This is a genomic window from Rheinheimera sp. UJ63 (assembly GCF_021568285.1).
In the GTDB taxonomy this organism is placed as follows: Bacteria; Pseudomonadota; Gammaproteobacteria; order Enterobacterales; family Alteromonadaceae; genus Alishewanella; species Alishewanella maricola.
Genome location: NZ_JAKGTQ010000002.1, coordinates 112,225 through 137,918 on the forward strand (window position 1 = coordinate 112,225; position 25,694 = coordinate 137,918).

At 45.6% G+C, this 25,694-nt stretch carries 27 protein-coding genes and 1 tRNA gene; 22 read left to right on the forward strand and 6 right to left on the reverse strand.

The window, feature by feature from the left end; all coding sequences use genetic code 11:
* The first annotated feature begins 63 nt into the window (after positions 1–63).
* Positions 64–1,041 carry an HTH-type transcriptional regulator CysB gene (cysB, locus tag L1N97_RS06565; protein ID WP_229584568.1) on the forward strand — a complete coding sequence of 326 codons (978 nt, stop codon included), beginning with the start codon at positions 64–66 and terminating at the stop codon, positions 1,039–1,041.
* Here the strand turns inward: cysB and mutH are convergent.
* Entirely contained in the window at positions 1,027–1,704 is a 678-nt protein-coding gene (gene mutH, locus L1N97_RS06570; protein ID WP_226752067.1) for a DNA mismatch repair endonuclease MutH, read from the reverse strand. The genes cysB and mutH overlap by 15 nt on opposite strands.
* A gap of 224 nt (positions 1,705–1,928) precedes the next feature.
* On the opposite strand from mutH, the gene rppH reads away from it, so the two are divergent.
* The 7 genes from rppH to L1N97_RS06605 all read left to right on the forward strand — a co-directional run bounded on the left by rppH (position 1,929) and on the right by L1N97_RS06605 (position 9,006).
* Positions 1,929–2,591, forward strand: coding sequence for an RNA pyrophosphohydrolase (rppH, locus tag L1N97_RS06575; RefSeq protein WP_442967221.1), 663 nt, complete (start codon positions 1,929–1,931; stop codon positions 2,589–2,591).
* Between the two features lie 30 nt (positions 2,592–2,621).
* Positions 2,622–4,880, forward strand: a complete 2,259-nt coding sequence (gene ptsP, locus L1N97_RS06580; protein ID WP_229584567.1) for a phosphoenolpyruvate--protein phosphotransferase — start codon at positions 2,622–2,624, stop codon at positions 4,878–4,880.
* A 72-nt stretch (positions 4,881–4,952) separates the two neighbouring features.
* On the forward strand, positions 4,953–5,765 hold the full coding sequence (gene lgt / locus L1N97_RS06585) for a prolipoprotein diacylglyceryl transferase (protein WP_229584566.1): 813 nt from the start codon (positions 4,953–4,955) through the stop codon (positions 5,763–5,765).
* On the forward strand, positions 5,762–6,610 hold the full coding sequence (locus L1N97_RS06590; RefSeq protein ID WP_229584565.1) for a thymidylate synthase: 849 nt from the start codon (positions 5,762–5,764) through the stop codon (positions 6,608–6,610). The genes lgt and L1N97_RS06590 overlap by 4 nt, the downstream gene beginning before the upstream one ends.
* A 343-nt stretch (positions 6,611–6,953) precedes the next feature.
* Positions 6,954–7,574, forward strand: coding sequence for a FlgO family outer membrane protein (locus tag L1N97_RS06595; RefSeq protein ID WP_229584564.1), 621 nt, complete (start codon positions 6,954–6,956; stop codon positions 7,572–7,574).
* Positions 7,571–8,233 (forward strand): FlgO family outer membrane protein, encoded by a 663-nt coding sequence (locus tag L1N97_RS06600; protein ID WP_236129229.1) that lies wholly within the window; start codon positions 7,571–7,573, stop codon positions 8,231–8,233. Before L1N97_RS06595 ends, L1N97_RS06600 begins: the two co-directional genes overlap by 4 nt.
* 77 nt (positions 8,234–8,310) lie before the next feature.
* Positions 8,311–9,006 carry a FlgO family outer membrane protein gene (locus tag L1N97_RS06605; protein ID WP_236129230.1) on the forward strand — a complete coding sequence of 232 codons (696 nt, stop codon included), beginning with the start codon at positions 8,311–8,313 and terminating at the stop codon, positions 9,004–9,006.
* 163 nt (positions 9,007–9,169) lie between these two features.
* Here L1N97_RS06605 and L1N97_RS06610 read toward each other — a convergent pair.
* Both L1N97_RS06610 and L1N97_RS06615 read right to left on the reverse strand, forming a co-directional pair.
* Positions 9,170–9,244 (reverse strand) — tRNA-Arg (locus tag L1N97_RS06610).
* A gap of 101 nt (positions 9,245–9,345) precedes the next feature.
* Positions 9,346–10,482 carry a flagellar assembly protein T N-terminal domain-containing protein gene (locus tag L1N97_RS06615; RefSeq protein WP_236129231.1) on the reverse strand — a complete coding sequence of 379 codons (1,137 nt, stop codon included), beginning with the start codon at positions 10,480–10,482 and terminating at the stop codon, positions 9,346–9,348.
* Positions 10,483–10,718: 236 nt separating this feature from the next.
* On the opposite strand from L1N97_RS06615, the gene L1N97_RS06620 reads away from it, so the two are divergent.
* The gene (locus L1N97_RS06620) at positions 10,719–11,180 is read left to right on the forward strand and encodes an LPP20 family lipoprotein (RefSeq protein WP_236129232.1); all 462 of its coding nucleotides are present in this window, start codon (positions 10,719–10,721) and stop codon (positions 11,178–11,180) included.
* A gap of 48 nt (positions 11,181–11,228) precedes the next feature.
* Here L1N97_RS06620 and flgN read toward each other — a convergent pair whose 3' ends face one another.
* From flgN to flgA, 3 genes are all read right to left on the reverse strand, one after another.
* Positions 11,229–11,663 (reverse strand): flagellar export chaperone FlgN, encoded by a 435-nt coding sequence (flgN, locus tag L1N97_RS06625; protein ID WP_229584559.1) that lies wholly within the window; start codon positions 11,661–11,663, stop codon positions 11,229–11,231.
* Positions 11,663–11,980 carry a flagellar biosynthesis anti-sigma factor FlgM gene (gene flgM, locus L1N97_RS06630; RefSeq protein WP_229584558.1) on the reverse strand — a complete coding sequence of 106 codons (318 nt, stop codon included), beginning with the start codon at positions 11,978–11,980 and terminating at the stop codon, positions 11,663–11,665. The genes flgN and flgM overlap by 1 nt, the downstream gene beginning before the upstream one ends.
* Positions 11,981–12,058: 78 nt before the next feature.
* Positions 12,059–12,784 (reverse strand): flagellar basal body P-ring formation chaperone FlgA, encoded by a 726-nt coding sequence (gene flgA / locus L1N97_RS06635; RefSeq protein ID WP_236129233.1) that lies wholly within the window; start codon positions 12,782–12,784, stop codon positions 12,059–12,061.
* A 127-nt stretch (positions 12,785–12,911) separates the two neighbouring features.
* Here flgA and L1N97_RS06640 point away from each other — a divergent pair, with 127 nt between their 5' ends.
* The 13 genes from L1N97_RS06640 (at position 12,912) to flgL (ending at position 25,636) form a co-directional block, all read left to right on the forward strand.
* Complete coding sequence (locus tag L1N97_RS06640; protein ID WP_229584556.1) at positions 12,912–13,841, forward strand: chemotaxis protein; 930 nt, start codon at positions 12,912–12,914, stop codon at positions 13,839–13,841.
* Positions 13,842–13,857: 16 nt separating this feature from the next.
* Positions 13,858–14,691, forward strand: coding sequence for a CheR family methyltransferase (locus tag L1N97_RS06645; RefSeq protein ID WP_226751794.1), 834 nt, complete (start codon positions 13,858–13,860; stop codon positions 14,689–14,691).
* A gap of 63 nt (positions 14,692–14,754) precedes the next feature.
* A complete protein-coding gene (gene flgB / locus L1N97_RS06650) occupies positions 14,755–15,156 on the forward strand; it encodes a flagellar basal body rod protein FlgB (protein WP_236129234.1) in 402 nt (133 codons plus the stop codon).
* Between the two features lie 2 nt (positions 15,157–15,158).
* Positions 15,159–15,578 carry a flagellar basal body rod protein FlgC gene (gene flgC / locus L1N97_RS06655; protein ID WP_226751796.1) on the forward strand — a complete coding sequence of 140 codons (420 nt, stop codon included), beginning with the start codon at positions 15,159–15,161 and terminating at the stop codon, positions 15,576–15,578.
* Between the two features lie 10 nt (positions 15,579–15,588).
* Positions 15,589–16,272: a flagellar hook assembly protein FlgD gene (locus tag L1N97_RS06660; RefSeq protein WP_236129235.1), complete on the forward strand. Its 684-nt coding sequence runs from the start codon at positions 15,589–15,591 to the stop codon at positions 16,270–16,272.
* A 26-nt stretch (positions 16,273–16,298) separates the two neighbouring features.
* Entirely contained in the window at positions 16,299–17,600 is a 1,302-nt protein-coding gene (gene flgE / locus L1N97_RS06665) for a flagellar hook protein FlgE (protein ID WP_236129236.1), read from the forward strand.
* Positions 17,601–17,750: 150 nt separating this feature from the next.
* Positions 17,751–18,497: a flagellar basal body rod protein FlgF gene (locus L1N97_RS06670; RefSeq protein WP_236129237.1), complete on the forward strand. Its 747-nt coding sequence runs from the start codon at positions 17,751–17,753 to the stop codon at positions 18,495–18,497.
* Positions 18,498–18,581: 84 nt separating this feature from the next.
* Entirely contained in the window at positions 18,582–19,370 is a 789-nt protein-coding gene (gene flgG, locus L1N97_RS06675; protein WP_229584551.1) for a flagellar basal-body rod protein FlgG, read from the forward strand.
* Positions 19,371–19,384: 14 nt separating this feature from the next.
* Complete coding sequence (flgH, locus tag L1N97_RS06680; protein ID WP_229584550.1) at positions 19,385–20,056, forward strand: flagellar basal body L-ring protein FlgH; 672 nt, start codon at positions 19,385–19,387, stop codon at positions 20,054–20,056.
* 9 nt (positions 20,057–20,065) lie between these two features.
* Positions 20,066–21,160 carry a flagellar basal body P-ring protein FlgI gene (locus L1N97_RS06685; RefSeq protein ID WP_236129238.1) on the forward strand — a complete coding sequence of 365 codons (1,095 nt, stop codon included), beginning with the start codon at positions 20,066–20,068 and terminating at the stop codon, positions 21,158–21,160.
* The gene (gene flgJ, locus L1N97_RS06690; RefSeq protein WP_236129239.1) at positions 21,161–22,306 is read left to right on the forward strand and encodes a flagellar assembly peptidoglycan hydrolase FlgJ; all 1,146 of its coding nucleotides are present in this window, start codon (positions 21,161–21,163) and stop codon (positions 22,304–22,306) included.
* A 33-nt stretch (positions 22,307–22,339) separates the two neighbouring features.
* Positions 22,340–24,409 carry a flagellar hook-associated protein FlgK gene (flgK, locus tag L1N97_RS06695; protein WP_236129240.1) on the forward strand — a complete coding sequence of 690 codons (2,070 nt, stop codon included), beginning with the start codon at positions 22,340–22,342 and terminating at the stop codon, positions 24,407–24,409.
* Positions 24,410–24,412: 3 nt separating this feature from the next.
* A complete protein-coding gene (gene flgL / locus L1N97_RS06700; protein WP_236129241.1) occupies positions 24,413–25,636 on the forward strand; it encodes a flagellar hook-associated protein FlgL in 1,224 nt (407 codons plus the stop codon).
* Positions 25,637–25,694 lie beyond the last annotated feature (58 nt).

The window sequence follows — 25,694 nt, forward strand, 5'->3', positions numbered from 1 at the left end:
AAAACTATTGGAATATTTGGGCTATCCAGATTGTTGACCGTTACCGGGTAAGGAAGTCAATTAATGAAATTGCAGCAACTGCGTTATATTGTCGAAGTAATGAATCATAACCTTAATGTCTCTTCTACGGCAGAAAGTTTATTTACCTCACAGCCTGGTATCAGTAAGCAAGTACGGATGTTAGAAGACGAGTTAGGCATTCAAGTATTTGGACGTAGTGGTAAACACTTGACGCATGTTACACCTGCTGGTCGCGAAGTGATTGAAATAGCCCAGCAAATATTGGCGAAAGTTGACAATATTAAAGCCATCGCTAAAGAGCACACCTTACCCGATCAAGGTAAACTCAATATTGCGACGACACATACGCAGGCCCGCTATGCGTTGCCTCCGGTGATTGGTAATTTTATGCAGAAGTTCCCCAAGGTCTCGCTGCATATGCACCAAGGTACACCTCAGCAAATTTCTGAAGCCGCTTCACGCGGTGATGCCGACTTTGCCATTGCCACTGAAGCGCTGCACTTATACCACGATCTGGTGATGCTGCCTTGTTATCATTGGAATCGCAGTATTATAGTGGGAAAAGATCATCCCCTTGCGCAACTGGATCACAAAGTACAAATTGAAGATGTGGCCCGTTTTCCTATCGTCACTTATGTTTTTGGTTTTACCGGGCGCTCAGAGCTCGATCGCGCTTTTGCCGCGAAAAATTTAGAGCCGCATATTGTCTTTACCGCTACCGATGCCGATGTCATTAAAACTTACGTGCGTTTGGGTCTGGGCGTTGGCGTGATCGCTTCAATGGCGATTGATCCGAACTTAGACAAAGATTTAGTCGTGATCGAAGCAGGGCATTTATTTGAAGCGTCTACCACCAAAATTGGTTTTCGAAAAGGCGCATTTTTACGCACCTACATGTACGAATTTATTGAGCGCTTTGCGCCACACTTAACCCGTGATGTAGTGGAAAAAGCCAATGCTTTGCGTACTCAAGAAGATATTGATCGGATGTTTAGTAAATTTGTATTACCGATCCGCTAGTTGAAATTCTTGCTGTAAAATAGCCTGAGTAAAGTGACTTTTTAGATAAAAACCCCGCGGTAAAGTCTGGATCGGTTCGCCATGCGCACCGATCGCTTTCGTTAGCGCTTTGCTATCGGCTGCCTTAGGCCGTAATTGCAAGGCCTTACCGTGAGCCCCTCGAATATTAGCGATACCGCCTAGGCTAATTAACTCCATTAACTCTTCCCAATCCTGTTGCAAAATAGCCGCTTGTTCAGCATTCGGTTGCCATAAAAAACCTTGGCCTATAATCCGTTGATGTAGGGGAAGTTGTCGCTCAGCCAAGATGGGCAACCATAATACTCGCTGTAATTTCTGACAAACCCAAGAATCCGCCCAATGTTGGCCAATGTTACCCGTTAATGGCGCCACACACACATAGGTACTTTCCAGTGGTTTGCCGCTGTGATCAATGGGCAGTGTTTTTAATTCAATACCTAACTCTGGAAAATCAGGCAAAGCCTGTGAACCTGCGCTCGCGCCTAAGGCTAATTCCATGAGTTGACCGACCCAGCCTTTATCTTTACGCAGATCTTTGGGGACAGGTTGCGATAATTCTGCTGCTAATTGCCCCAGCGTTAAACCGGCAATACGTTGGCAGTTAGTCAGAAGTTCGGCAGTAGATTGTGGTTTTGCAGACATGTTGCGCTATTTTGAACATTACTGCTTTTACCCTAGCATTATTTAAGGCTTTTGGCTGTTTAAAAAGGCAGCAAACCGACTTATGCACAAAAGTATTTGGTATTTCAAAAGCGCTAAATATAATTAATTGCATGAAATATATAGAGAAAATGACAAGGTTTTGTTTGAAGTTATTTGCGGGTTTCGAGTTATTAAGTGGCTAACTGGGGCTTAGTCACAGCTTTATGCACAGCATCTGTGAAAAAGCTCACATTCACGCGCTGCTTGCTGCGTTATCTGTGGATAACTTATGGGGTGTGATTGAAAAATACCGTTTGCCGCCAAGACGACTTTGTGAAAGAATCCTCTACATAGCAGATTTAACATCGCTTGAGGTTTGTGTGATCGATGCCGAGGGTTTCCGGCCCAATGTCGGCATAGTGATTTGTAACACCCATGGACAGGTGTTTTGGGCGAAAAGATATGGTCAACATTCCTGGCAATATCCACAGGGTGGCATTGATGACGGTGAAACACCGGAAGAAGCCATGTTTCGCGAATTGCATGAAGAAGTCGGGCTGCGGCCTGAAGATGTGGAAATTATTGCGACAACCAAACATTGGTTACGCTATAAGTTGCCGAAACGGCTGATCCGCAAAGACAGCAATCCTGTGTGTATTGGACAGAAACAAAAGTGGTTTTTACTGCGTTTGATTTGTCGGGAAGAGGATGTCAATCTGGCGAAAACCAGTCATCCGGAGTTTGATAGTTGGCGATGGGTCAGTTATTGGTATCCGGTGCGGCAGGTGGTTTCCTTTAAACGGGAAGTGTATCGCAAGGTTATGAAAGAATTCGCTCCGGTCGCTTTGCCGTTTGTTCGCCGGGACAGTATAAAACGAAAAACTTGAAATAAAACCTGCACGTGAAATGAGGTTACTATGCTAGGCCAGCTGCGGCGAATTGTTCAGGATGTGGCACAAGAGCCGATACTAAACAAAGCTATGGCTGGCTTGGTTAGCAGCGTTAAGCATGCGTTGGAAACCGAGTGTTGCTCGGTTTATTTGGCGGATTATAAGCAACAACATTTTATGTTGATGGCCACTGACGGCTTAAATCAAGATGCCGTGGGTAAAGTGGCTATTGGTTTTTCCGAAGGTTTGATTGGTTGGGTGGGGCAGCGTGAAGAGCCCATTAACCTGGCACAAGCCCATTTACACCCTCGCTTTAAAGTCACTCCTGAAGTTAGCGAAGACAGCTTTTCGGCCTTTTTAGGTTGCCCCATTATTCATCATCGTAAAGTACTCGGCGTTTTGACCATTCAACAAGCGGCTGAACGGGTATTTAGCGAAGATGAAGAATCCTTTCTGGTAACATTGGGCGTGCAGCTTGCTTCGGTGTTAGCGAATGCTGAAATGCGTGACGCGGCGACACGAATTACCCCTTTTAGCCAGCAAGGCTCACAGTTTCATGGTTTACCAGGTTCCCCCGGGATGGCCATTGGCGAAGCCTATGTCGCGCAGCCGGCCAGTGACTTTGCTGCTATTTCGTTAAAGCGCGCCGAAGATCCAGAAAAAGAATTAGCCTTGTTTTATCGGGCCGTTAAAATCACCAAAGCCGAATTTAATCGTTTAGCTGAGCGCATGTCGAGCCATTTACCGGCCGATGCATTAGCTATTTTTGATGTGTATCATCAGCTTCTTGACGCTGCCAGCCTGGGGCGCGAAATCGAAATTCAAATCACCGATGGTTGGTGTGCCAAAAGTGCCTTAAAACGCGTGGTAGAGCGTTTTGCTCGGCAATTTGATGATATGGATGACCCTTACCTGAGAGAGCGCGGTTTAGATATTCGTGATCTGGGGCAGCGGGTGCTCAATAATTTATTGGATACCGAACAGCGCCGGGCTAAATTACCCGATAAAGTGGTGTTGGTGGCTGATGAAGTTACGGCGACGATGTTGGCCGAAATTCCACGTGAGCAATTAGTTGCCGTGGTTTCACTGCGAGGCTCGGTAAACTCGCATGCCGCTATTATGGCTCGCGCTTTAGGGATCCCAGCCGTGATGGGGGTGAGTGAGTTACCGCTGTTGCACTGGCATGCGCAGCGCGTGATTGTCGATGGCTACCAAGGCCATATCTTGTTATCGCCCTCTGAAGCCCTCTGCCATGAATATCAGCGGCTTATCACTGAAGACGTTGCGCTAAATGCACGTTATATGGAAGAAATTAGCTTACCATCGGCTTCAAAATGCGGTGAGCAGTTTAAATTTATGGTGAACTCGGGGTTAGCCGTTGAGTTAGAAAATGTCCACGCCCAATACACGGATGGCGTGGGGCTTTATCGCACAGAATTTCCGTTTATCATTCGTGACCAATTTCCGACAGAGCAAGACCAAGTCGAGTTATATGCGCAAGTGCTGGGCAGTTATCCCGGTAAAACTGTCGTTATGCGCACGCTCGATGTCGGTGGGGATAAAGCACTGCCTTATTTCAGTATTATTGAAGAGAACCCCTTTTTAGGATGGCGCGGTATCCGTTTAACCCTAGACCATCCAGAGATTTTCTTGGTGCAAATTCGCGCCATGATCCGCGCTAATATCGGCCATGACAATTTGCATATTTTGCTCCCGATGATTTGCGATTTGCACGAGGTGGATGAAGCCATTCGTTTGGTGAAGCAAGCTTGTTTTGAGCTAAGTGATGAGTTAGAAATCACTTTACCGCTGCCAAAAATTGGCGTGATGATTGAAGTGCCCTCAACCTTGTACTTGCTGCCAGAGCTTGCGGCAAAAGTTGATTTTTGCTCGGTGGGTACTAACGATTTAACCCAATATTTGTTAGCCGTGGATCGCAACAATGCACGGGTCGCCAATTTATATGATGCTTTGCATCCGTCTGTACTACGCGCGTTATACCGTTTAGGGCAAGACGCTCAGGCGTTACACTTTCCAATTAGTATTTGTGGTGAGCTTGGCGGTGAACCTGCTGGCGTGTTATTGCTGGCTGCAATGGGCTTTCGGCGCTTTAGTATGAACAGCAGTAATTTAGCGCGCATAAAATGGTTGTTACGGCGGGTTGAGTTGGCAGAATTACAGCAACTACTCACAGAGGTGTTGCAGTGCCATTCACCCAAACAAATACGAGCACAAGTGCAACGCTTTTTAGAGCAAAAACAGTTGTTAACTCAGCTTAGAGCCTAAATATTCCAGCCTGATAATCCAATTTCATTGTAAAGTCACTGCCACTGCAGTCGTCAGTAATTAAGGAAGTTTATGACAAGTTCGGCAATACCCTTTCCTAATATCGATCCGGTTTTACTCGATCTGGGGCTGGTTAAGATCCATTGGTACGGCATGATGTATTTGTTAGCCTTTGGTTTAGCCTATTGGCTGGCGACTCGTGCCGCAGCCAAACCGGGTTCAGGTTGGAACAGCGATCAGGTCAGTGATCTGTTGTTTTACGGTTTTGTGGGGGTGCTGTTAGGCGGTCGCGTTGGCTATATCTTATTTTATAATTTTGCCACTGTGCTTAACGATCCCTTGTATTTATTTCGGATCTGGGAAGGCGGCATGTCATTCCATGGCGGTTTAATCGGTGTACTGACTGCGATGGCCCTGTTTGCGCGTAAGTATCAAAAAGCCTACTTAGCGCTGGGCGATTTTGTGGCGCCGTTGGTACCACTGGGCTTAGCGGCTGGGCGCATGGGCAATTTTATCAATGGTGAATTGTGGGGCCGTACTACTGATGTGCCTTGGGCGATGGTTTTTCCAGGTGCTGGTGCGTTGGGCCGACACCCATCGCAGCTTTACCAAGTGGCGTTAGAGGGCCTGTTATTATTTATCGTTATCCTGATAGTGCGACGCCTGCGTCCACCGGTTGGTGTGGTCGGTGGGGTCTTTTTGTTAGGTTATGGTTTGGCACGTTTTACCGTTGAATTCTTCCGTGAGCCTGATGCACACCTGGGCTTATTATCACTTGGCATGACCATGGGACAATGGCTTTGCTTACCTATGATGTTAGCCGGCATCGGGATTATGGTGTTTTCGTTCAAGCAAGGCAGAACGTCAGGAGTGAGTAGCCAATGAAGCAGTATTTAAAACTTTGCCAGCGCATTATTGATGAAGGGGTTTGGGTTGATAACCAACGCACGGGTACCCGCTGCTTAACGGTGATCAATGCTGATCTTGAATACAATGTGGCTGCGAATGAGTTTCCGTTATTAACCACGCGTAAAAGTTACTATAAAGCCGCCATCGCCGAATTATTAGGTTATCTTCGTGGTTATGACAATGCTGCGCAATTTCGGGAACTGGGCTGTAACACCTGGAATGCGAATGCCAACGAAAATTCAGCGTGGTTAAATAATCCCGCCCGCAAAGGGATTGATGATTTAGGCCGTGTTTATGGCGTGCAAGGGCGGGGCTGGCAGAAGCCTGATGGCTCGCGCTTAGATCAGTTACAAAAACTGGTTCACAACTTATCGCAAGGGATCGATGATCGCGGCGAAATTTTGACTTTTTATAACCCCGGTGAGTTTGAATTAGGCTGCTTACGGCCTTGTATGCACACGCATACCTTCAGTTTACTTGGCGACACCTTATCACTGACCTCTTATCAGCGCAGCTGTGATGTGCCACTGGGCCTGAACTTTAATCAAGTACAATGCTTTGTGTTATTGGCTTTAATCGCGCAAATTACCGGGCATAAGCCTGGCAAGGTTTATCATAAAATCGTCAATGCACATATTTACGAAAATCAGTTACCACTATTAAAACAGCAGCTACTACGTGAGCCGTTCCCGCTGCCGAAATTACACCTTAACCCCAATATCAAAACACTCGCCGATATTGAGCAATGGGTCACTCCTGATGACTTTACCTTAGAAGGTTATCAATCGCATCCGGCCATTAAATACCCATTCAGTGTTTAATTATCGCTGCCTTGCTGCGGCTAGGGCGAGAGCAGGCTAGCTTCATAACGCTGTGTATTGGCAGCGTTATGCTCAATGCCGAGCAGTTTCGTATTTAGCATAACGCGGTTTGCTTAACTGACTTACGTTGGCGTGATGCTGAGTTATTTTTTAGTAAAAGTCTGTATGGTGCGCTAATAACATTACGTATTCTTAATATCGCACTTAGCGATAGCCTCAATTTCACACTTATTGTCAACGCCTGCCCTAGTATTTCGCTTAAAACACCTTAGCGTCAAGAACCCAGCTAAATTTCTGGCGTGGTTTTTGCTTTGAAACAGTAATCGACCAGGATGAGGTGATCATGAAATATCTTCTTGCCAGCGCAATATTGCTGCTGCTTTGTGGCTGCGCGCAAAAAGCAGAGCCTGAACCGACTGTCAAAATGCCATTGCGGCAAGTTTCTGCCGTCGGCTTAAGTGCGCGGCCACTAGATTTTTACACGCATCGTTTAGCACAAACACTGTTTGCTTCTATCAGCAGTGAGCACTTTCGCAGCCCGTTGGCGGTTAGCAGTTTTCTACCCGCACGACAACTTAGCCTGGCGCAATTAAGTGAGCAAGAAATTGATTTAGCGAATCAACTTGCTGAAAGCATGCTTAGCGAAGCGGTGCAACGGGGTTTTGTCGCTGTAGATCTGCGCTTACGGCAAGAGTTGTTATTGCAAAGCGATCATGAGCAAGCGCTATCTCGGCAGTTATCAGCGCTTCGCCAACAGCATGGTGCCAGAGCATTATTAACTGGCACTTATACCGTGCAAGAAGATGGTTTAGTGGTTAATGTGCGTTTAATTGAGCTGGATAATCAGCAAGTGATTGCCGCAGCCACCGATTTTGTGCCACACAATGTGATGTGGAGCCCAGATAAAATACAAAAACGCGGTAATTATTTATTCCGTAGTGATCGGATCGGAGAGAAACCATGAGAGCTTTTGTTATCAGTGCTGTTGTTGCCCTTAGCTTAACCGCTTGCGTACAACAGGCCAGCCAACAGCCGAAAATTGTGCCAGAGAATGCGGTGACGATGCGGGGAGAACTGGCTCGAGAGCAGCGCATTGCCAATCAACAAGCCTTTGAACCGCAATCTGTGACGCAGCACTATCGGCAAACCCCAGTGGTTACGCTGGATCATTATGCGCGTAATCTAGTACAAGAGTTGATGACCAATCACCATAATGCCGATGAGAATGCGATGGTGGCGGTAACCGATTTGGCGTTTATTGATACCGATTTACAGCAAGGTTCTGTGTTTACCAATCATCTTAGCGAAGCAATTATTTACGATTTACATTTGTTTGGTGTGCCAGTATTAGATTATAAAGTCACGGATTATATTCGTGTTACCCCACAAGGTGACTTTGTACTGAGCCGGGATTTTAACGAGCTTTCTGCAGAGTTGCCGATTAAATATGTTGTGACCGGCACAGTCACGCTGCATCAAGCTGGCATTATGCTCAATGCGCGTTTAATTCAAATTGATAGTAAAAGAGTGATCTCTGCGGCGCGAACCTTTGTGCCTGCCGCCGTCTATAATGCCATTTTGCAGCAGCATGGCGATGCCACATTAAAATTAAAACAGGGTTAACCCCTTTGGCGCTAAAGAAAGGCTTGCATGGGTCGATAAAGAACTGACATGCTATGTCAGTTTTTTAGGAGAACGCCATGATAAAGAAGAACCTGCTGCTGCTCAGTTGGGCAGCGCTGTTGCTGGGCTGCCAAACGCATCATCAAAGTCAGCAAGGTTACATACCTTGTGATACCAGTGGTCATTGTAATTCTGATGTGCGTGCGCAATCTCATGGCGCAGAGCAAAGCCATACGATTCGACCTGTACCGTCAGCAAAACCAATCAATGCTGATCGGCAGCAAGGCTGGTCAGTACCTTATCAATATGTCACCAGTTTACAATCGAATAAGCAGCTCAACGATTATGTGGCGCAAATGGCGATGCAGCTGGTTGAGAACTTTCATTATTTCCCAACAGAATCTCGCATCGCGGTCGCCTCTTTTGTCGATTTAGATGGTGAGTTAAATCGAACTAACATCGTTGGCAATCAGTTAGCAGAAGGCTTTATTCACCAATTGCAGCAATTTGGTTTGCAGGTAGTCGATTTTAAAACCACGCGCGATATCCAAATTACCCGAAATGGCGATTTTGTATTTAGTCGTGATCACGCAAAACTCGATATGCTGCAGCAAATTGATTTTGTTTTATCGGGTACGATGATCTTCACGCCACGCGGTATTATGGTTAATGCGCGCATCATCAATTTTCACAGCAAGGTCGTTGCCGCCAGTTCGCAATTGCTCATTCCACACTTTGTCATCAGCTCGCTTTATCCGGGTATTACCCGTTAAACACTGCCAGCCTCGAGGGCTGGCGTTGTTATCACTCTGTTTTTTCTATCGACAAACTGGCATCTGCGTCTTGCTGCGATGTGGCTAAGGCGGCTTGATCCGCAGTCACCGGCATGGCACGTGATTGCTAGAAAGCTGTTTGGTATGAAAGAAACTTTATTCATGGCTGCCCCAGCAGGAATCGAACCTGCAATTGCCCCTTAGGAGGGGGCCGTTATATCCATTTAACTATGAGGCAACAGGGCGCAGAGTCTAGCAGAATAAAACCTTGAAGTGAATATTACCTTGCGACCGCTTATGCTGTTGTTTCATCACTCAGTAAGCGGCCTTGATAAAAGGCTATCGGCTTTGAAAGCTAACAATATCACCGGGTTGAATATGATTGAGCAATTGTTGGCTAGGCGAGGCGGCCCATGCGCCTTCTGGGGTAATATCGGTAATCGTCAGTTGCACAGGGCTATCAAGTAAACGCCGCAAATCGGCTTGTTGTGGATCGCGTTGCACCTGAATTAAATTAACCTGGTCGCCCACTTTTAAACCATGACTGCTGCCTAAACCAAGCTGAATGTGTTGTTGCTTTACTTGGCGAATTTGCGCGAGCAACGGTTGGCATTGGGTTTGTTCTTGAATATCTTGTGCCACGGTACGGAGTACTTGATCAATTTTTTGGCCATAGGGCATGCGCCAAAATGCCACACTGTGGCTACTGGGTGTGGTGTTATCTTGATCTGGCCAAAAACTGCTGGTGCGGTATTCTTGTTGATAACGCACTCGTCGCTCATAGGTATCAAACAACACCACTTCTAAAGTAAAGAAGCGTTCGCGTTGGCTGCTTTGCCAAAATTTACTGGTTTTAGCGCCAAGTGATAAATCTTGAATGGTGGCGAATAAAATAAATTGTTGGCCTTCTGCAAAAAACTGATCGGCAACATTGGCGGTTAATTGAGATTGCGCTATGGGTTCGTCACGTACTTGTAGAGCTAAGCCTGGGCCAAAGTCACGCAAATGGCGCGACAGCTGTCGTGTACTGTGTTCACCTAGTTCAAACAACTGGCCATAAATGGCGTCTTGCCGCGCATCTAAATGCACTTGGGTGACTAATAATGGGTTTCGAAAATTAGCCGCACAGCTTTTAGCCATAGGCAATATATGGGCTTTTAGCGTAATAAACACCTGTTGTTGACTGTGCGTTTCTGACAGTAATTGTACTTGTCGCAGCTCCGCGCTAGTGCTAAGCGTAACCGAGTGATGTTGCAAGATCCCTTGCACCACCTGTTGTTGGCTTTCTAATTTTGCCCCTGCAAATAAGGTGGCGCGTTGCAGTGCATCTTCAATGGCCGCTCGACGCGCGCTATCTAAATCGCCACGTTCAATACTGGCTTGCCCGGTGGCTTCATACCAGTTGGCGTAAAGCGAACTGCTTTGGCTTAAAGCGGCAAGCCCGAACAAGAGGGTGGATAGAATGCGTATTCTCATAGTCTGCCATCGTGTGAATTTATTGATTAGGTGTAAACGCCTATCTGATTGTTTGCTTAGCGTAAGCTAAGCACCGGCGTTACAACGTATCTACTGCTAAGGTACAAGCAAATAATGTGCCGAACTGGATCTTTGTAATGACTGGCGCGAATTTTGCTTAGGTTTTGATATCAGAAAAGCGTTGGCTTAGGCAGCGCCCGCTATCTGCCTTACTTGCCGTGACAGGATGGGTTATTATGATAAAGAATTTAAGCGTAGTTATGATTCTGACTACATTAACAACAGCTTGCGGCCAATTGGCTGATAGACATATTGAATATCAACAAGAAACGCCACTGGCTTTCCCGGTGATCACGGCGCTGGGTGCAGCGCCAATATCAGCACAACCGGGTGCGAGTGACAGCCAGCGTATGTTAATGGCGATGCGGGCCTCTAAATTAGAAGCTTATCGAGAATTAGCTGAGCGGGTTTATGGTCAAAGAATTGACAGCAAAAACACCTTAAGTGCCATGGTCGCGCAAAATGATGTGTTAGAAGCGTCAGTGCAAGGTGTGATCCGCGGTGCGCGGGTAGTGAAAACCTACGCGGTTGAAGATACCTATATTACCGAGCTATCGCTGGATTTTGCCGAGGTATATGCAACCTTGCAGCATACCGAGCCGAAGCAAAGTATTCGCAGTGTCCGTTATTTGTGGTGATGGCAAGGCCTATTAAGCGCGGATAATTGCTTAATAGGTAGAGTTGGATCAAGCTTTTACGCCGCTGCCTTTACTATCTACAGCCGGTTTGCCTTTGTTGGTGTAGGTTAAGCCGGACTTACCATTCGCTGATAAAATCTCATGCTTTAATCGACCTAGCGTTAACTGACTGTGTTCTAAAACCTGCTGGTTAACGGCAGTTTGTTGTTTGCACTGCGCCAATAAATCATCCAAAACAGCAATACGCTCATCAAACCAAGAGTGTTTGCGTTGCTCTGCCAGATCTTCAGATTGGCTGAGTGCCGTATCGGTTTGTTCAATTTGTAGCAATAAGGTATTTTTTTGTTCGATGATGTCGTTTAAACGCGGTACATCACGTTCGGTAACCGCTTTAAGCTCATGTTCTAGCAACAACAAAAGCGCAGATAAATGCGCTTGTTGTTGGTTCAGGCAGGTGAGGGTGGCGCTTTGTGCTGTATTCATTAGCGGTCGAATAAATCGCCCTCAAATTGCATGATACGCTTAGCTAACTGCTCAACGTTAATTTTGTATTTGCCTTCAGCAATGGCCTGTTTAATTTTATCGACTTTCTCTTGATCGATACCGCTACTGTTACTGGCCTTTTCTTGCAATTTAGAAAATTGCTGAGCTTGCGGTGTAATAGAAACCGAATCTTGCTTTTGCGTTGCCTGACTACCGGCATTTTGCTGCACAGTAGTTTGTTGGCGCTGCACCAATTGATCATTTTTATCTGTTTTAACCTGCGGAGTATTTTGCAAGTTATTAATATTAATCGCCATAATAGAACCTCTTCACCTAAACTTTAGTCCTTATGCTTAGGTTAACGGCCGCTACAAAGAAAACTTTAGGTTTATTTTCTAAAATTTTACTTGAACTTGATTAACCCCAACAACCTCTGCTTGAATACTGCGCCCAGATTGCTGGTTTCTCACGGTAACTATAGCACCTAGAGTGCCATCTTGCTGTACCACGCCAGTGGCAGTAACAGATAAACCGCTGTTATTAATTTCTATTGTAACAATATCACCCCGGCATACAAGACAAAGATCTTGAAGGTTGATAATTTGACCAACACTCAGGCTGCGTTTATTTTTACTACCAATAATCTCAGCCGGTTGCTGCACAATATTACCCCGAACTAAGCGTCGTTCACGGCGCTCAATTTCTAGCATATCGGCCGTGATAGCCGTTCCTGGAGAAATATTTTGCCGCATCACCACTAAATCAAGATACTCGGTGATCCTAGCTGAGATAAACAACTGCCAAGCCACAGGGCTGTCACAGCTTAGTTGCACGGTGGTTTGGCGCGGATTGTAGCTTGCCGGTAAACTAAATTGCAGGGCATTAGCACATTCTTTATCACCAATCCGAGTATCCAAAGGGGTCACGCTTACCTCAGTATCTGCTGACAGTTCGCTGGCTAAGGTGTCTTTTAACCAATTTTCTGTCAGGGTCGTTAATTGCTCGGGACTATAGTTTGCTAAGGTATTTTGCTCGGCAAAAGCCGATGCACTAAGCGTTAAACCTAAGCACAGTGCCTTGATTAAAGCGGTGGTATTACGAAAATTTTCATACTTTTTCATAGGGTTTGTCTATGCTTAACTAATAAAGGGCTATAACATACCTGAATCATGTATTGACGCCGATTTTCTGACACTTAGAACCAATCATGCAAATACCACGCCTAAAGGCTGAAGTAAGGAAACCCAGATGTCCAGTATTCTAGATTCCGTCAACCAACGCACCCAACTTGTGGGTCAGAATCGATTGGAGTTATTGCTGTTCAAGCTTGCTGGACGCCAGCGTTATGGTATTAACGTGTTTAAAGTGCGTGAGGTGTTGCAATGTCCGCGTTTAACCAGCATGCCCAAACGCAACAAGTTTGTGCGTGGTATTGCGCACATTCGTGGTCAAACCATATCGGTCATTGATTTGAGCTTGGCTATCGGCGGGCGAGAAATTCAAGATCTTTCCACTGCGTTCATTATTATTTCTGAGTATAACCGCTCGGTGCAGGGCTTTTTAGTTAGTTCAGTTGAGCGCATCGTTAATATCAACTGGGAAGCCATCATGCCGCCACCAAAAGGCACCGGTGGTAAGCAAAGCTATTTAACGGCCGTGACCGAACTGGATAAAGAATTAATTGAGATCTTGGATGTTGAAAAAATTCTCGAAGAGATTTCACCCTCACCGACAATGATCCACGATGAAACGGTGTCGAAAAGCATTGCAACTGATTTAGGTGATCGAATTATTTTAATTGCCGATGATTCTACCGTGGCGCGTAATCAGGTGAAACGGGCATTAGAGCCATTAGGTGTAAAAATGCACTTGGTCAAAAATGGCCGCGAAGCGCTGACCTACCTGCAACAATTAAGTGAACAATGCCAACATTCGATTACAGAAAAAGTGGGTTTGCTGATCTCTGATATCGAAATGCCGGATATGGATGGCTATACCTTAACGGCGGCTGTGAAAGCCGATGTGAAACTGCGACAGTTACATGTGATTTTACATACCTCGTTAAGTGGCGTGTTTAATCAGCAAATGGTACAAAAAGTGGGGGCTGAGGATTTTATTGCAAAGTTTAATCCCGATGAGTTAGCGCAATCAGTGCAAAAATGGCTCCACGTTGAATAATTGGTAAGGGTCATGCGTGCAGAATAAGCAGTTACAAGAATCGGAATATCGGCAATTTAGGGATTTTCTCGAGCAGCAGTGCGGCATCGTGCTGGGTGATAATAAGCAATATTTGGTTAAAAGCCGTTTAACCCCCTTAATGCAACGTTTTAGTCATGGCAGTTTATCTGAGCTGGTTGCCAAAACCATGAGCCCGTTTGAACGGCAGCTGCGTTCAGCGGTGATTGACGCCATGACCACCAATGAAACCTTATGGTTTCGTGACAACTACCCGTACGAGCTGTTAAAGAATCAATTATTGCCGGAGCTGGAAAAAACTTGCCGCAGCGTCAAAATTTGGTCAGCGGCTAGTTCATCGGGGCAAGAGCCTTATTCTATTTCAATGACCGCGCTAGAATTTCAGCAAAGTCGGCCTAATGCCTTTCCTGGCGGCGTTAATATTTTGGGTACCGATATTTCTAATACGATGCTGGAGCATTGCGCAAGAGCCGAATACGATGGCTTAGCTTTAGCCCGAGGCTTATCACCTGAGCGGCGCACGCGGTTTTTTGAAGATACCTCTAATGGCATGATGCGCGTTAAAGATAACGTGCGTAAAAGAGTGACGTTTCGGCATCTTAACCTGCTAGACAGTTATACCCTGCTAGGAAAATTCGACATTATATTCTGTCGTAACGTATTGATTTACTTCTCTCCTGAAGTGAAAGCGAAAATAATTAAACAGTTTGCTCAGTCATTAAACAGTAAAGGCTATTTAATCCTCGGGGCCTCAGAGTCATTATCAACCATGAATGAAGACTTTGACATGCTGCGTTGTAATCCTGGCATTATCTACCGCAAGAAATCTTAACTCTGCATCTTGGCCTGCTTTTTGCTTCCTCAAACTAAGGTTACAACATGAGGTGGCAAAAAAATGGCAATCAGTTTAGACAAAGCCTTTGGCATGCACGAACAAGCGTTGCTGGTTCGAGATCGTCGTGCGCAAGTGCTGTCAGAAAACGTCGCTAACGCTGACACTCCTGGCTACAAAGCTAAAGACATCGATTTTCAGCAAGCGCTGGTGAACGCCCAATCTCGGCAAAGCAGTTCCATGCAGCGGACGCATGATGGGCATTTCCCCATTTCAACTGCAACCCGGCATGAAGTGAAGTTTCGCAATCCAGAACAAACTGACACCGGCGATGGTAACAGCGTGGATATGAACCGCGAGCGTAATGCCATGATGCAAAATGCCATCGAATACCAGACCAGCCTACAATTTTTGAACAGTCGGATCAGTGGCTTGAAAAAAGCCATTACAGGCACAGGACAGTAATTATGAGCTTATTTAAAGTGTTTGATATTGCTGGCTCTGGCATGACCGCCCAGTCAGTGAGAATGAATACCACAGCCAGTAACATTGCCAACGCGAATAGCGTTAGCAGTAGTATCGATCAGGTTTACCGTGGTCGTCACCCGGTGTTTGCCACCGAGTTTGCGCAAGCGCAGCGGCAACAAGATGCCGGCTCTGGCGTTAAAGTGCTGGGAATTGTTGAATCTGACGCGCCACCGAATGTGGAGTATGCGCCCAATCACCCGTTGGCAGATGAAAATGGCTATGTCTACAAGCCCAACGTCAACATTATGGAAGAGATGGCGAATATGATTTCAGCGTCTCGAGCCTATGAAACCAACGTACAAACCGCAGATGCCGCAAAACAAATGTTAATGCGCACCTTACGGTTAGGTCAGGGTTAAGGAGTAACGCATGACAACCATTAATACAAATTCTGCGCTAGAAGGGATGTACTGGGATACTGAGAAAAAAGTTGCCGATAAAAACAATGGCGCTTTAACGCAGTCTGACTTTTTTGCTTTGTTAACTCAGCAGTTAGCTTATCAAGACCCGACCAAGCCGGTAGAAAATGATCAGATGATCGCGCAGATGACCAACTTTACCATGGCCGATGGTATTACCAAGCTTAATGATAACTTTAGTAGCTTGGCGCAAAGCATGTCGTCTAATCAAGCCTTGCAAGCCTCATCACTAGTAGGGCGCAGTGTGCTGACACAGTCAGACAAATTGGTGTTTACGGGTGAATCGCTCTCGCGTGGCCAAATCACCCTCGATCAGCCGGCTGATTATATGAAAGTGATGATTACCAAACCCAATGGTGAGTTAGTGTCAACTTTTAACGTTGATCAACCCGCCTTGGGTAAAAACGAATTTGTTTGGGATGGTAGTAATTCCAGTGGCGAACAAATGGTAGCAGGGCTTTACAACATTAGTGTTGAAGTGACTAGCGGCGGTAAAACTGAAAATATGCCGGTACAAGTTTATACCCCTGTTTCCAGCGTGAGCATGGGCAATAATGGTTCAGGAATTACATTGAATTTATTAGGTATCGGCACAGTTAAACTGGCGGATGTGTTAGAAGTTTCTTACGGTTAATAGCAACGCTTAAGGTATGGTGACATATGAGTTTTAATATAGCATTAAGCGGTATTGCCGCTGCACAAAAAGATTTAGATACCACAGCAAACAATATTGCAAACGTGAATACCACGGGTTTTAAAGAATCACGCGCAGAGTTTGCCGATGTATTTGCTTCATCGGTTTTTCAATCGGGTAAAACCAAAGTGGGTGATGGCGTTAGAACCGCAACAGTTGCACAGCAATTTCAACAAGGTTCATTGCAATTTACCAGTAATTCGTTGGACCTCGCAATCACGGGTGACGGTTTCTTTGTAACGGGCTCTGAAATTGGTTCTCGAGATTACATTTACACCAGATCGGGCGCATTCAAATTAGATAGTAATAACTTTTTAGTTAATAATGATGGCAGCTTTTTGCAAGGTTATCCGGTAGATTCGTCAAGTGGTGCGACAACGTCAGTGAGTTTAAGCACTACTTTGCCAATCCAAATACCAACCACTGCCGGTGCGCCAAATGCCACCAGTGAGATATTCGTTACGATGAATTTAGACTCAAGAGCTGTTTCGCCGACTTTGGGTTTTGATATTGCTGATAGAAATACTTATAACAGTACCACTTCCACTACCGTTTACGATAGTTTAGGTCAAGCACATATTGTTAGTACCTATTTTGTAAAAAATGATACCCCTTTAAATAGTTGGGAGGTTTATGTTGCTTTTAATGGCAACGTATTGAACAGCCCTGACCCGGCTAACCCAACTGCAACGTCTACCTTACAATTTACTTCTTCGGGCACGCCAGAGACGTTACCTGCGCCATTTGCTAATGGAGTCTTATCAGCAACAGAGTTGAATGCTTTGGTTGGCAATGGTGCGACCTTTAACACTGATGTTCAATTACGTTATTCTGATGAATCAGGTACTCGAAATCCGACACAATATGCATCGAATTTTGAAGTTGGTTCGCTTAGCCAAAATGGTACAACAGTAGGGCGTTTAACCGGTTTAGATATTGATCCTAGCGGTAAAATTCGTGCAACTTATTCTAATGGCGATCAACAGTTTTTATCACAAGTGGCGATGGTGCGTTTTGCCAACCCGCAAGGTTTGAATCAGGCCGGTGCGACTTCATGGCGCTCGAGTTTAGGTTCAGGTGAGCCATTAGCCGGCGAGCCAAATTCGGGTACTTTTGGTACCATTCAAAGCGCAGCTCTGGAGCAATCGAATGTTAACCTTACTACTGAGCTGGTTGATTTGATTAATGCCCAGCGTAACTTCCAGGCTAACTCTCGGGCGTTAGAAGTAAACAGTACCTTGCAACAAACCATCTTGCAGATCCGATAAACGATTTGTCGGTCGAATCAAGCCACCTGCGGGTGGCTTTTTTTTAATCAAAATAGCCTGCTTTATCAAGCTGGCACTTTTATTGCTTAACTATAGTTACGCAATAAAAGTTTTGTTAAGTAAAAACGGCAAGTCCCTGCGAGGTTTACTATGGATCGTCTGTTATATATCGCCATGAGCGGTGCCAAAGAGAACATGAATGGCATCAGTGTTCGCGCAAATAATCTGGCTAATACCGGCACAGTCGGCTTTAAAGCCGATTTTGAGCAAGCACGAGCCATGCAAGCCTTCGGTGAAGGTTTGCCCACCCGAGTGTTTTCGTTAACAGAGAGTCCAGGTCAAAACTTTGACAGTGGCGCGATGATTATTACTGAACGTGAATTAGACGTGGCTATTCAAGGTGATGGCTGGTTTGCTGTGCAAGATAAAGACGGTAATGAAGCCTACACCCGTGCCGGTAATTTACAAATTAGTGCCAGTGGTATGTTGATGACCGCCAGCGGTTTGCCGGTGATGGGTGATGCAGGGCCGATGCAGTTACCTGTACCGCTAGCGAAGATGGAAATCGGCGCTGATGGCACCGTGATTGCCAGAGCGCAAGGCGCCCCGGCAAACGCGTTAGAGGAAGTCGGGCGTATTAAGCTAGTACAACCGGAATATGCCGATATCGTGAAAGGTAATGATGGCTTGTTTCGACGTAAAGATGGTCAGGATGCCCAGGCCAGTGCCAATGTCACTTTGCTTAGCGGCGCCTATGAGGGTAGCAATGTCAATGCGGTTGGCGAAATGACCACGATGATCAGCTTACAGCGCCAGTTTGAATTACAAGTAAAAATGATGAAGCAAGCTGAGCAAATGGATCAACAGCAAAATCAGTTGCTGCGGATCATGGGGTAAGGCTTTTTCTTTTTACCGTTTTACTTCAGCCAGCAGCTGCTTGTTTGGCACTTAGTTAATAGGGCGTAAGCCCAGGAGGTACAAATGCATCCAGCATTGTGGATCAGCAAAACAGGGTTAGACGCGAAACAGCGTGATATCTCGGTTATTTCTAACAACTTGGCGAATGCCAGCACGGTAGGTTTTAAAAAGAGCCGTGCCGTGTTTGAAGATTTGCTGTATCAAAACATTAATCAGCCAGGCGGGCGTTCATCGCAGAACTCCGAATTACCTAACGGTTTAATGATAGGTGCCGGTACTAAGGTAGTGGCGACGCAAAAAAGCTTTACCCAAGGCAATATGATCACCACCGAGAACAGTTTGGATCTGATGATCCAAGGCCATGGCTTTTTTGAAGTGTTAATGCCAGATGGCACCATTTCTTATAGCCGCAATGGCCAATTTACGGTTGATGGTGATGGTAATGTTGTGACGTCTGGTGCTGGTTATCAGGTACAGCCCAATATTGTGGTGCCGCCAGATGCGACGAATATCATGGTGTCTCAAGATGGCGAGATCTCCGCTCGTTTAGCTGGGCAGGTTGAAAATGCCGTATTAGGCCAGTTAACGGTCACTAATTTTATTAACCCGGCCGGTTTAGAGCCGATTGGTCAAAACTTGTTTAGCGAAACGCCCGCTAGTGGCGATCCGGTGCAAGGCATTCCAGGGTTAGAAGGCCTAGGCATTATTGTACAGGGCGCGCTAGAAACCTCAAACGTGAACGTCACAGAAGAATTGGTTAGCTTAATTGAAAGCCAGCGCGTGTATGAAATGAACTCTAAAGTTATTTCAACCGTGGATCAGATGCTTGGTTTTGTTATTCAACAGTTATAAGGCAGGTACAGCTAATGCGTAATGTCCTATTAATACTGATGGTCGGGAGTTTAACCGCCTGTGCTTCGATGCAAGAGGCCCAGCCAAACGATCCGTATTTTGCTCCCTTGCCGCCAGAGTCGGCGCCGCGGCCGGTGGTAAAAAATGGTTCGTTGTTTATGCAAAGCCATTCCAATAGCTTGTATTCCGATAACAAAGCGCGGCATGAAGGCGACATTATTACGGTTGTGCTTCGTGAGAAAACGCAAGCGTCGAAAAAAGCTAAAACGGAAACGGCCAAAGACAGCAACATTGCTTTTGACCCGATTAATTTTGCCGGAAGCAACGTATCAGTTGGCGGTAATGTGTTGCAGTTTGGCGCGGGCAGTAGCCAAGACTTTAAAGGTGATGCCAAAGCGGATCAGAGCAATAGTTTAGTTGGTGATATCTCGGTCAATGTGTTGCAGGTGATGTCGAACGGTAACTTAGTGATCCGTGGTGAAAAATGGCTGACATTAAATACCGGTAAAGAATATATCCGTTTAACCGGTGTCATTCGGCCACAAGATGTCGATGTGAATAACACGGTAGAGTCGACCAAGATCGCGAATGCCCGTATCGAATATAGCGGTACGGGTGCGCATCATGGCGGGCAATCACCAGGCTGGTTAACCCAGTTTTTCAATGGCCCATTCTGGCCATTCTAGGAGCAGTATATGCGGTTTCTGATCACGCTCGGCTTATTATTCACGTTAGTTTGTAGCAACCTTGTTCAAGCTGCGCGCATTAAAGATGTCACCGATATTGAAGGGGTGCGTAGTAACCAATTAGTCGGTTATGGGTTGGTGGTCGGCTTACCCGGAACTGGCGAACAAAGCCCATTCACCGAACAAAGTTTCCGCACCATGCTGGCTAATTTTGGGATTAACTTACCGGCGGGTTCACGTACGCAAATAAAAAATGTGGCGGCAGTGGCCATCCATGCTGAGTTACCGGCGTTTGCTAAGCCCGGGCAAAATATCGATATTACGGTATCTTCGGTGGGTAGCGCGAAAAGTTTGCGTGGCGGCACTTTATTACAAACCTTTTTAACAGGCTTAGATGGCAATGTGTACGCAGTAGCACAGGGCAGTTTAATTGTCAGTGGCTTAGGTGCGGAAGGTTTAGACGGTTCGCGTATTTTAGTGAACACACCCACCGTGGGCCGTATTCCAAACGGTGCTGTAGTCGAGCGTGAAGTAGAGTCTCCTTTTGCCAAAGGCGATTTTATTACGTTTAATTTAAAGCGCCCAGATTTTACTACTGCAAAAAGATTGGCTGAAGTAATTAATGGTTTTATGGGCCCAGAAACCGCCTTTTCATTAGATGCCTCTTCGGTACAGGTTAGAGCGCCGCGCGATATTAGCCAACGCGTAAGTTATTTGTCGGTATTAGAAAACTTGACCTTTCAACCGGCAGATCAATCTGCCAAGATCATTATCAATTCTCGCACTGGCACCATCGTGATTGGTAAAGATGTGCGTTTGTTCCCTGCCGCGATTACCCATGGTGGCTTAACGGTTACCATCGCTGAAAACCCACAGGTGGTGCAACCTAATGCGTTAGCCGGTGGTGAAACGGCCGTAGTACAAAACAGCATTATTGATGTGAACCCAGAAAACTCCAGAATGTTTAAATTTGACCCTGGTGTCACACTTGATGATTTAGTGCGTACAGTGAACGCCGTTGGCGCAGCACCGGGTGATTTGATGGCCATTTTAGAAGCGTTAAAAGAGGCTGGCGCCATTCATGGCGAGCTGGTGGTGATCTAAATGGATACCAGCAAACTGCAACATTCTTATCATGATTTAAGCAGCCTGCAGCAAATTCGCAGTGCAGCTAAAGACGATAACAAGGGCGCGCTGCGCCAAGCGGCTGAGCAGTTTGAAGGGATCTTTTTTAATATGCTGCTAAAAAGTATGCGTCAAGCGAATAAGGCATTTGAAGCAGAAGGCTTGATGAACAGCCAAACCACGGAGTTTTATCGTGATATGCATGATAACCAGATGGCATCTGATTTAGCGCAAAAAGGTGCCTTGGGTTTAGCCGATTTGTTAGTTCAACAGCTGGACCCTCAAGCCGTCAGCCAGCACAAACAATCCGCTTCTGCACTGCGCTTACCCGGTGATACGCGTGCCGATGAATTAAACATGCCACAAGTGCAACTGTTTAAAGATGCACCGGAGCTGGGGTTATTAAAAGCCCAATCTATGCAGCAGTTAGCGCAAGTGGAAATGGCTCAGCCGGGGCGGCGCGAATTATCACAACTGAGCCCATTATTAGATAAACTGCAACAACAGCGTGCACAAAAGCAAGAACAAGCCCAAGCCGCTGCAATTGCTGGTAGTAGCAATACAAGCAATGTTGAGCCACTAGCCGTTGTGGGGGCGTCAGCGCTTCGTAACGATTCACCGGTGGAGTTTATTCGCAGTTTACTGCCCGCCGCACGCAAAGCTGCCGGTGCTTTAGGGTTAGATCCGTTAGCCTTGATTGCCCAAGCCGCACTTGAAACAGGGTGGGGTAAACGCGTTATTAAAACCGCCAGTGGCGACAATAGTTATAATTTATTTGGTATTAAAGCTAGCCGTAATTGGCAAGGTGAGACCGCTGTTGTTGATACGCTGGAATACCGCCAAGGTGTGGCACGTAAAGAGCAAGCTAAGTTTCGGGCTTATGATTCTGCCGAACACAGCTTACAAGATTACGCGGGTTTTATTGCTAATAGCCTGCGCTATCAGCAAGCGGTGGCTGCCGCGCCTGAACCAGCAGCCTATTTTAGTGAATTACAAGCCGCAGGGTATGCCACCGATCCCAATTATGCCCAAAAAATTATGGCGGTATTTAAAAGTACCGCCTTTGAGCAAGTTAGAGCAGAATTAAATAACGCTCAAGATTTTCAAACAACAGCCGAAGAATAGCCTATACCCGTAAACGGGTGCGTGGAGCGATAAATGAGCTTACTTAACATTGGTAGAACAGCGGTATTAGCCAGTAACACCTTGCTAAATACCACCGGTAACAATATTGCCAATATCAATACGCCTGGCTATGTGCGGCAACGCACGGAATTTGTGTCGCAGCAATTTGGCTTGGGTGTTGGCCAAGGCACCACTGAGCGCTTAGTAAACGAATTTAGCCAAAAACAATTACGTCGTGACACAACCAGTGCATCTTACAGTGCGCAGTACTTGGCAGAAGCGAATCGTCTTGATGCGCTGTTTTCTAATGCAGCCAATAGTATATCCACCGGTATGAATAACTTATTTCAACAAATTCAAACCGCGAACAATGATCCAACGCAGTTATCCAATCGGCAACTTGTCTTAGGAACCAGTCAGTCGTTAATTGACCAATTTGGCAATATGTCTACTTTGTTATCTGATCAAGAAAACTTTATTAATCAACAGCTGGATATCTATGTAAAAGACATCAATGATTTGGTTGGTCAGGTTGCGTCTTATAATCTCGAGATTGCTAACTATGGTTCTAGTAGCAGTCGGCCTGTTCCTTTAGATTTACTCGATAAGCGTGATGCCGCTATTTTAAAGTTAGCCGAATTTGTCGATATCCAAACCGTTGACTCCAACTCAGGTGAAAAACTGGTATTTATGGGCACGGGGCAGGCGCTTGTAGTTGAACGTGGGCAGTTTAATCTGTTTTCACTGCGCGGCGAACCGGATCCGAATGATCGCGAAATACAACTAACACTTAGTGAAAACTCCAAAGTGAAAGTGACGCTGAGCGCACAAGGTATTGGCGGTAAGGTAGGTGCTTTAACTGATTATCGGTTGCAAGTACTTAACCCGACGCAGCTACAATTAGGGCAACTAGGGCTAACGCTGGCGGATAACATGAACCAGCAAAATAAATTAGGCTTAACGCTAAATGGCACCATTGGGCAGGATTTATTTCGGCTACCTAGCTCGCAAGGTTTAGCGTTTAAAGACAATAGCGCAGGCAGTGGTGTTATCGTAGAAGTTGATCCAGGCAATGCCAATCAATTGCCGCCGAATAATTTCCTTGTGACGATAGTCGATGCCACTACCGCCACGGTAACGGCCTTAGACGAGATGGGACAACCATATTTAGACAGCAATGGCCAACCTGATCCCCTTAAAGTGAAAACCTTAACCAGTGCCACTGGTTTTCCTTCAACTTCCCCCTTTACCGCCGATAATGCCAATGGTGACTTATTTGGTTTAAAGTTAACCATTAGTGGTGTGACAGGTGATAAATTCTTATTAAAACCATTAGACTCTGCGGCACGCCAGTTACAAATGGCAACGTCCAGAGCTGAAGATTTAGCGTTATCCGGCCCGGTGCGCGGTGAGTATGATATTACTAATTTGGGTAATGGGCGGGTTGAAGGTTTAACGGTGAGCAATACCAATCCGGCCACGTCGGCTTTTAGCAGTAATGGCTTGCCGGATGGACCCTATACTATTACGTATCAGGGATTCGACACTACTTCTGGCGTTTCTGGACAACATGTATTTGAAATTGCTGATGCCAATGGTGTGTTGGGCAACAGTTTTTTTGATACCAATAATTTTAATAATGTATTTACTAACCCAAATAATGTGCCCGATTTATCTCAGTTAGGTTTTGATTTTAATATTACCGGTGTGCCCAAGCCTGGTGATAAATTTACGTTGGGCTTTAACAGCAACGGCTACAATGACAACCGCAATGGTTTAGCCATGTCAGCGTTACAAAATGCCTCGCTGGTGCGGCGCAGTGCGGATCCTGCTGGTTCCGCAGTGAATTTGTATAGTTTAAATCAAAGTTATGGGATTATGGTGGGGAACATTGGTGAGCGTACGCGTCAAGCGCGCACTGCTGATGAAGCCAATACGGCTATTTTAGAGCAGACCACCTTATGGTATGAGTCTTTATCTGGGGTAAACTTAGATGAAGAAGCGGCCGATTTAATTCGATTTCAGCAAAGCTATGCTGCAGCTGCTAAAATTATAGCCACTTCGCAAGAAATTTTTGACACTCTGTTACAGTCAGTGAGGTAAGGTATGCGTTTAACTTTTAATATGCAGTTTACACAGAGCCTAAATGGCATTCTAAACGCACAGCAACGTATGTCAAAAGCCGAAACGCAACTTAGCAAGCAAACGCGTATTTTGTCACCTGCCGACGACCCAGCAGGTTCGGCTAAAGTGCTGAGCTTGGATCAAAGCAAAGCACAAACAGAGCAGTATCAGACCAACAGTATTTTACTGAAAAACAACTTAGCACTCCAAGAAACGGTGCTAACCAGTATGAGAACGTCCTTTGACCGTATTTCAACATTAGGTATTGCTTCAGGAAATGGTACATATGGGGCAAATGAACGCGAAGCTATCGCTTTAGAATTAAAAAACATTCAAACTGAATTATTTGATCTTATGAACACCCGCAGTGCGGAAGGTAGTTATATCTTTGCAGGTTTTCAAGACAAAGCGGCGGCTTATACCCTTGATACAAGAACGGGTATCTATGAGTTTACAGGCGATGATGGCAGCCGCTCACTGCAGATTTCGCAGTCAATCAGTTTACCCTCAAATGACAGTGGTAAAGCTATTTTTGATTCTGTGTTTGCGCGTTTCATGCCCCAATTAACAACAGCTCCTGCTGGTACAACGATCAACGTAGTTAATCAAACGGCTTTTGACGGTTTCTATTTAAGTAATTACGATAACTTAACGGCAACGAATAATAATTATCGTTTAGACATTGATGCGACAGGTAATTATCAATTTTTACGCAATGGCAGTGCATTAACACCTCCTGTGACAGGAAGTTATGTCCCAGGTAGTGCTATTAACTTTAATGGCGCCGAATTTGCAATAGATGCGGCGACACCGCTACCCGCTCAAGTTGATTTTGAACTACCGAAACCACAACAAACCAATATTTTAAATACCTTACAGAAGTATATAGATACGTTAAGTGATCCAGCTTCCTCAGCAAGTGATTTAACAGTTGGCCTTGCCGATATTCTGCAGCAGACCACAGTCACCGCGAACAACGTTGACAGTGTATTAGCCAATTTGGGCGGGCGATTAAATGTGGTAGACAGTGTTTTTAATACCAATGCCGATTTATTGATTAATAACCAGCAGTATAAGGCCGATATTTCCGAAGTGGATCTTGCCGCAGCGCTTACTGAAATTAAGCGCCAAGAAGTGGCATTACAGGCCGCCTCACAAACGTTTTCTAAAGTTAACGCAACAACGTTATTTGATTATATCCGCTAAAAACCAGAGCAGGCAGCAATGCCTGCTCTAAAGTCATTGATTAATATTGCATTTAAAA

What these genes read in the sequence shown, in the direction of transcription:
- cysB (WP_229584568.1), top strand. Translation starts at nt 64, where the DNA reads ATGAAATTGCAGCAACTGCGTTATATTGTCGAAGTAATGAATCATAAC.
- mutH (WP_226752067.1), bottom strand. Translation starts at nt 1,704, where the DNA reads ATGTCTGCAAAACCACAATCTACTGCCGAACTTCTGACTAACTGCCAA.
- rppH (WP_442967221.1), top strand. Translation starts at nt 1,929, where the DNA reads ATGCACAGCATCTGTGAAAAAGCTCACATTCACGCGCTGCTTGCTGCG.
- ptsP (WP_229584567.1), top strand. Translation starts at nt 2,622, where the DNA reads ATGCTAGGCCAGCTGCGGCGAATTGTTCAGGATGTGGCACAAGAGCCG.
- lgt (WP_229584566.1), top strand. Translation starts at nt 4,953, where the DNA reads ATGACAAGTTCGGCAATACCCTTTCCTAATATCGATCCGGTTTTACTC.
- L1N97_RS06590 (WP_229584565.1), top strand. Translation starts at nt 5,762, where the DNA reads ATGAAGCAGTATTTAAAACTTTGCCAGCGCATTATTGATGAAGGGGTT.
- L1N97_RS06595 (WP_229584564.1), top strand. Translation starts at nt 6,954, where the DNA reads ATGAAATATCTTCTTGCCAGCGCAATATTGCTGCTGCTTTGTGGCTGC.
- L1N97_RS06600 (WP_236129229.1), top strand. Translation starts at nt 7,571, where the DNA reads ATGAGAGCTTTTGTTATCAGTGCTGTTGTTGCCCTTAGCTTAACCGCT.
- L1N97_RS06605 (WP_236129230.1), top strand. Translation starts at nt 8,311, where the DNA reads ATGATAAAGAAGAACCTGCTGCTGCTCAGTTGGGCAGCGCTGTTGCTG.
- L1N97_RS06615 (WP_236129231.1), bottom strand. Translation starts at nt 10,482, where the DNA reads ATGAGAATACGCATTCTATCCACCCTCTTGTTCGGGCTTGCCGCTTTA.
- L1N97_RS06620 (WP_236129232.1), top strand. Translation starts at nt 10,719, where the DNA reads ATGATAAAGAATTTAAGCGTAGTTATGATTCTGACTACATTAACAACA.
- flgN (WP_229584559.1), bottom strand. Translation starts at nt 11,663, where the DNA reads ATGAATACAGCACAAAGCGCCACCCTCACCTGCCTGAACCAACAACAA.
- flgM (WP_229584558.1), bottom strand. Translation starts at nt 11,980, where the DNA reads ATGGCGATTAATATTAATAACTTGCAAAATACTCCGCAGGTTAAAACA.
- flgA (WP_236129233.1), bottom strand. Translation starts at nt 12,784, where the DNA reads ATGAAAAAGTATGAAAATTTTCGTAATACCACCGCTTTAATCAAGGCA.
- L1N97_RS06640 (WP_229584556.1), top strand. Translation starts at nt 12,912, where the DNA reads ATGTCCAGTATTCTAGATTCCGTCAACCAACGCACCCAACTTGTGGGT.
- flgB (WP_236129234.1), top strand. Translation starts at nt 14,755, where the DNA reads ATGGCAATCAGTTTAGACAAAGCCTTTGGCATGCACGAACAAGCGTTG.
- flgC (WP_226751796.1), top strand. Translation starts at nt 15,159, where the DNA reads ATGAGCTTATTTAAAGTGTTTGATATTGCTGGCTCTGGCATGACCGCC.
- L1N97_RS06660 (WP_236129235.1), top strand. Translation starts at nt 15,589, where the DNA reads ATGACAACCATTAATACAAATTCTGCGCTAGAAGGGATGTACTGGGAT.
- flgE (WP_236129236.1), top strand. Translation starts at nt 16,299, where the DNA reads ATGAGTTTTAATATAGCATTAAGCGGTATTGCCGCTGCACAAAAAGAT.
- L1N97_RS06670 (WP_236129237.1), top strand. Translation starts at nt 17,751, where the DNA reads ATGGATCGTCTGTTATATATCGCCATGAGCGGTGCCAAAGAGAACATG.
- flgG (WP_229584551.1), top strand. Translation starts at nt 18,582, where the DNA reads ATGCATCCAGCATTGTGGATCAGCAAAACAGGGTTAGACGCGAAACAG.
- flgH (WP_229584550.1), top strand. Translation starts at nt 19,385, where the DNA reads ATGCGTAATGTCCTATTAATACTGATGGTCGGGAGTTTAACCGCCTGT.
- L1N97_RS06685 (WP_236129238.1), top strand. Translation starts at nt 20,066, where the DNA reads ATGCGGTTTCTGATCACGCTCGGCTTATTATTCACGTTAGTTTGTAGC.
- flgJ (WP_236129239.1), top strand. Translation starts at nt 21,161, where the DNA reads ATGGATACCAGCAAACTGCAACATTCTTATCATGATTTAAGCAGCCTG.
- flgK (WP_236129240.1), top strand. Translation starts at nt 22,340, where the DNA reads ATGAGCTTACTTAACATTGGTAGAACAGCGGTATTAGCCAGTAACACC.
- flgL (WP_236129241.1), top strand. Translation starts at nt 24,413, where the DNA reads ATGCGTTTAACTTTTAATATGCAGTTTACACAGAGCCTAAATGGCATT.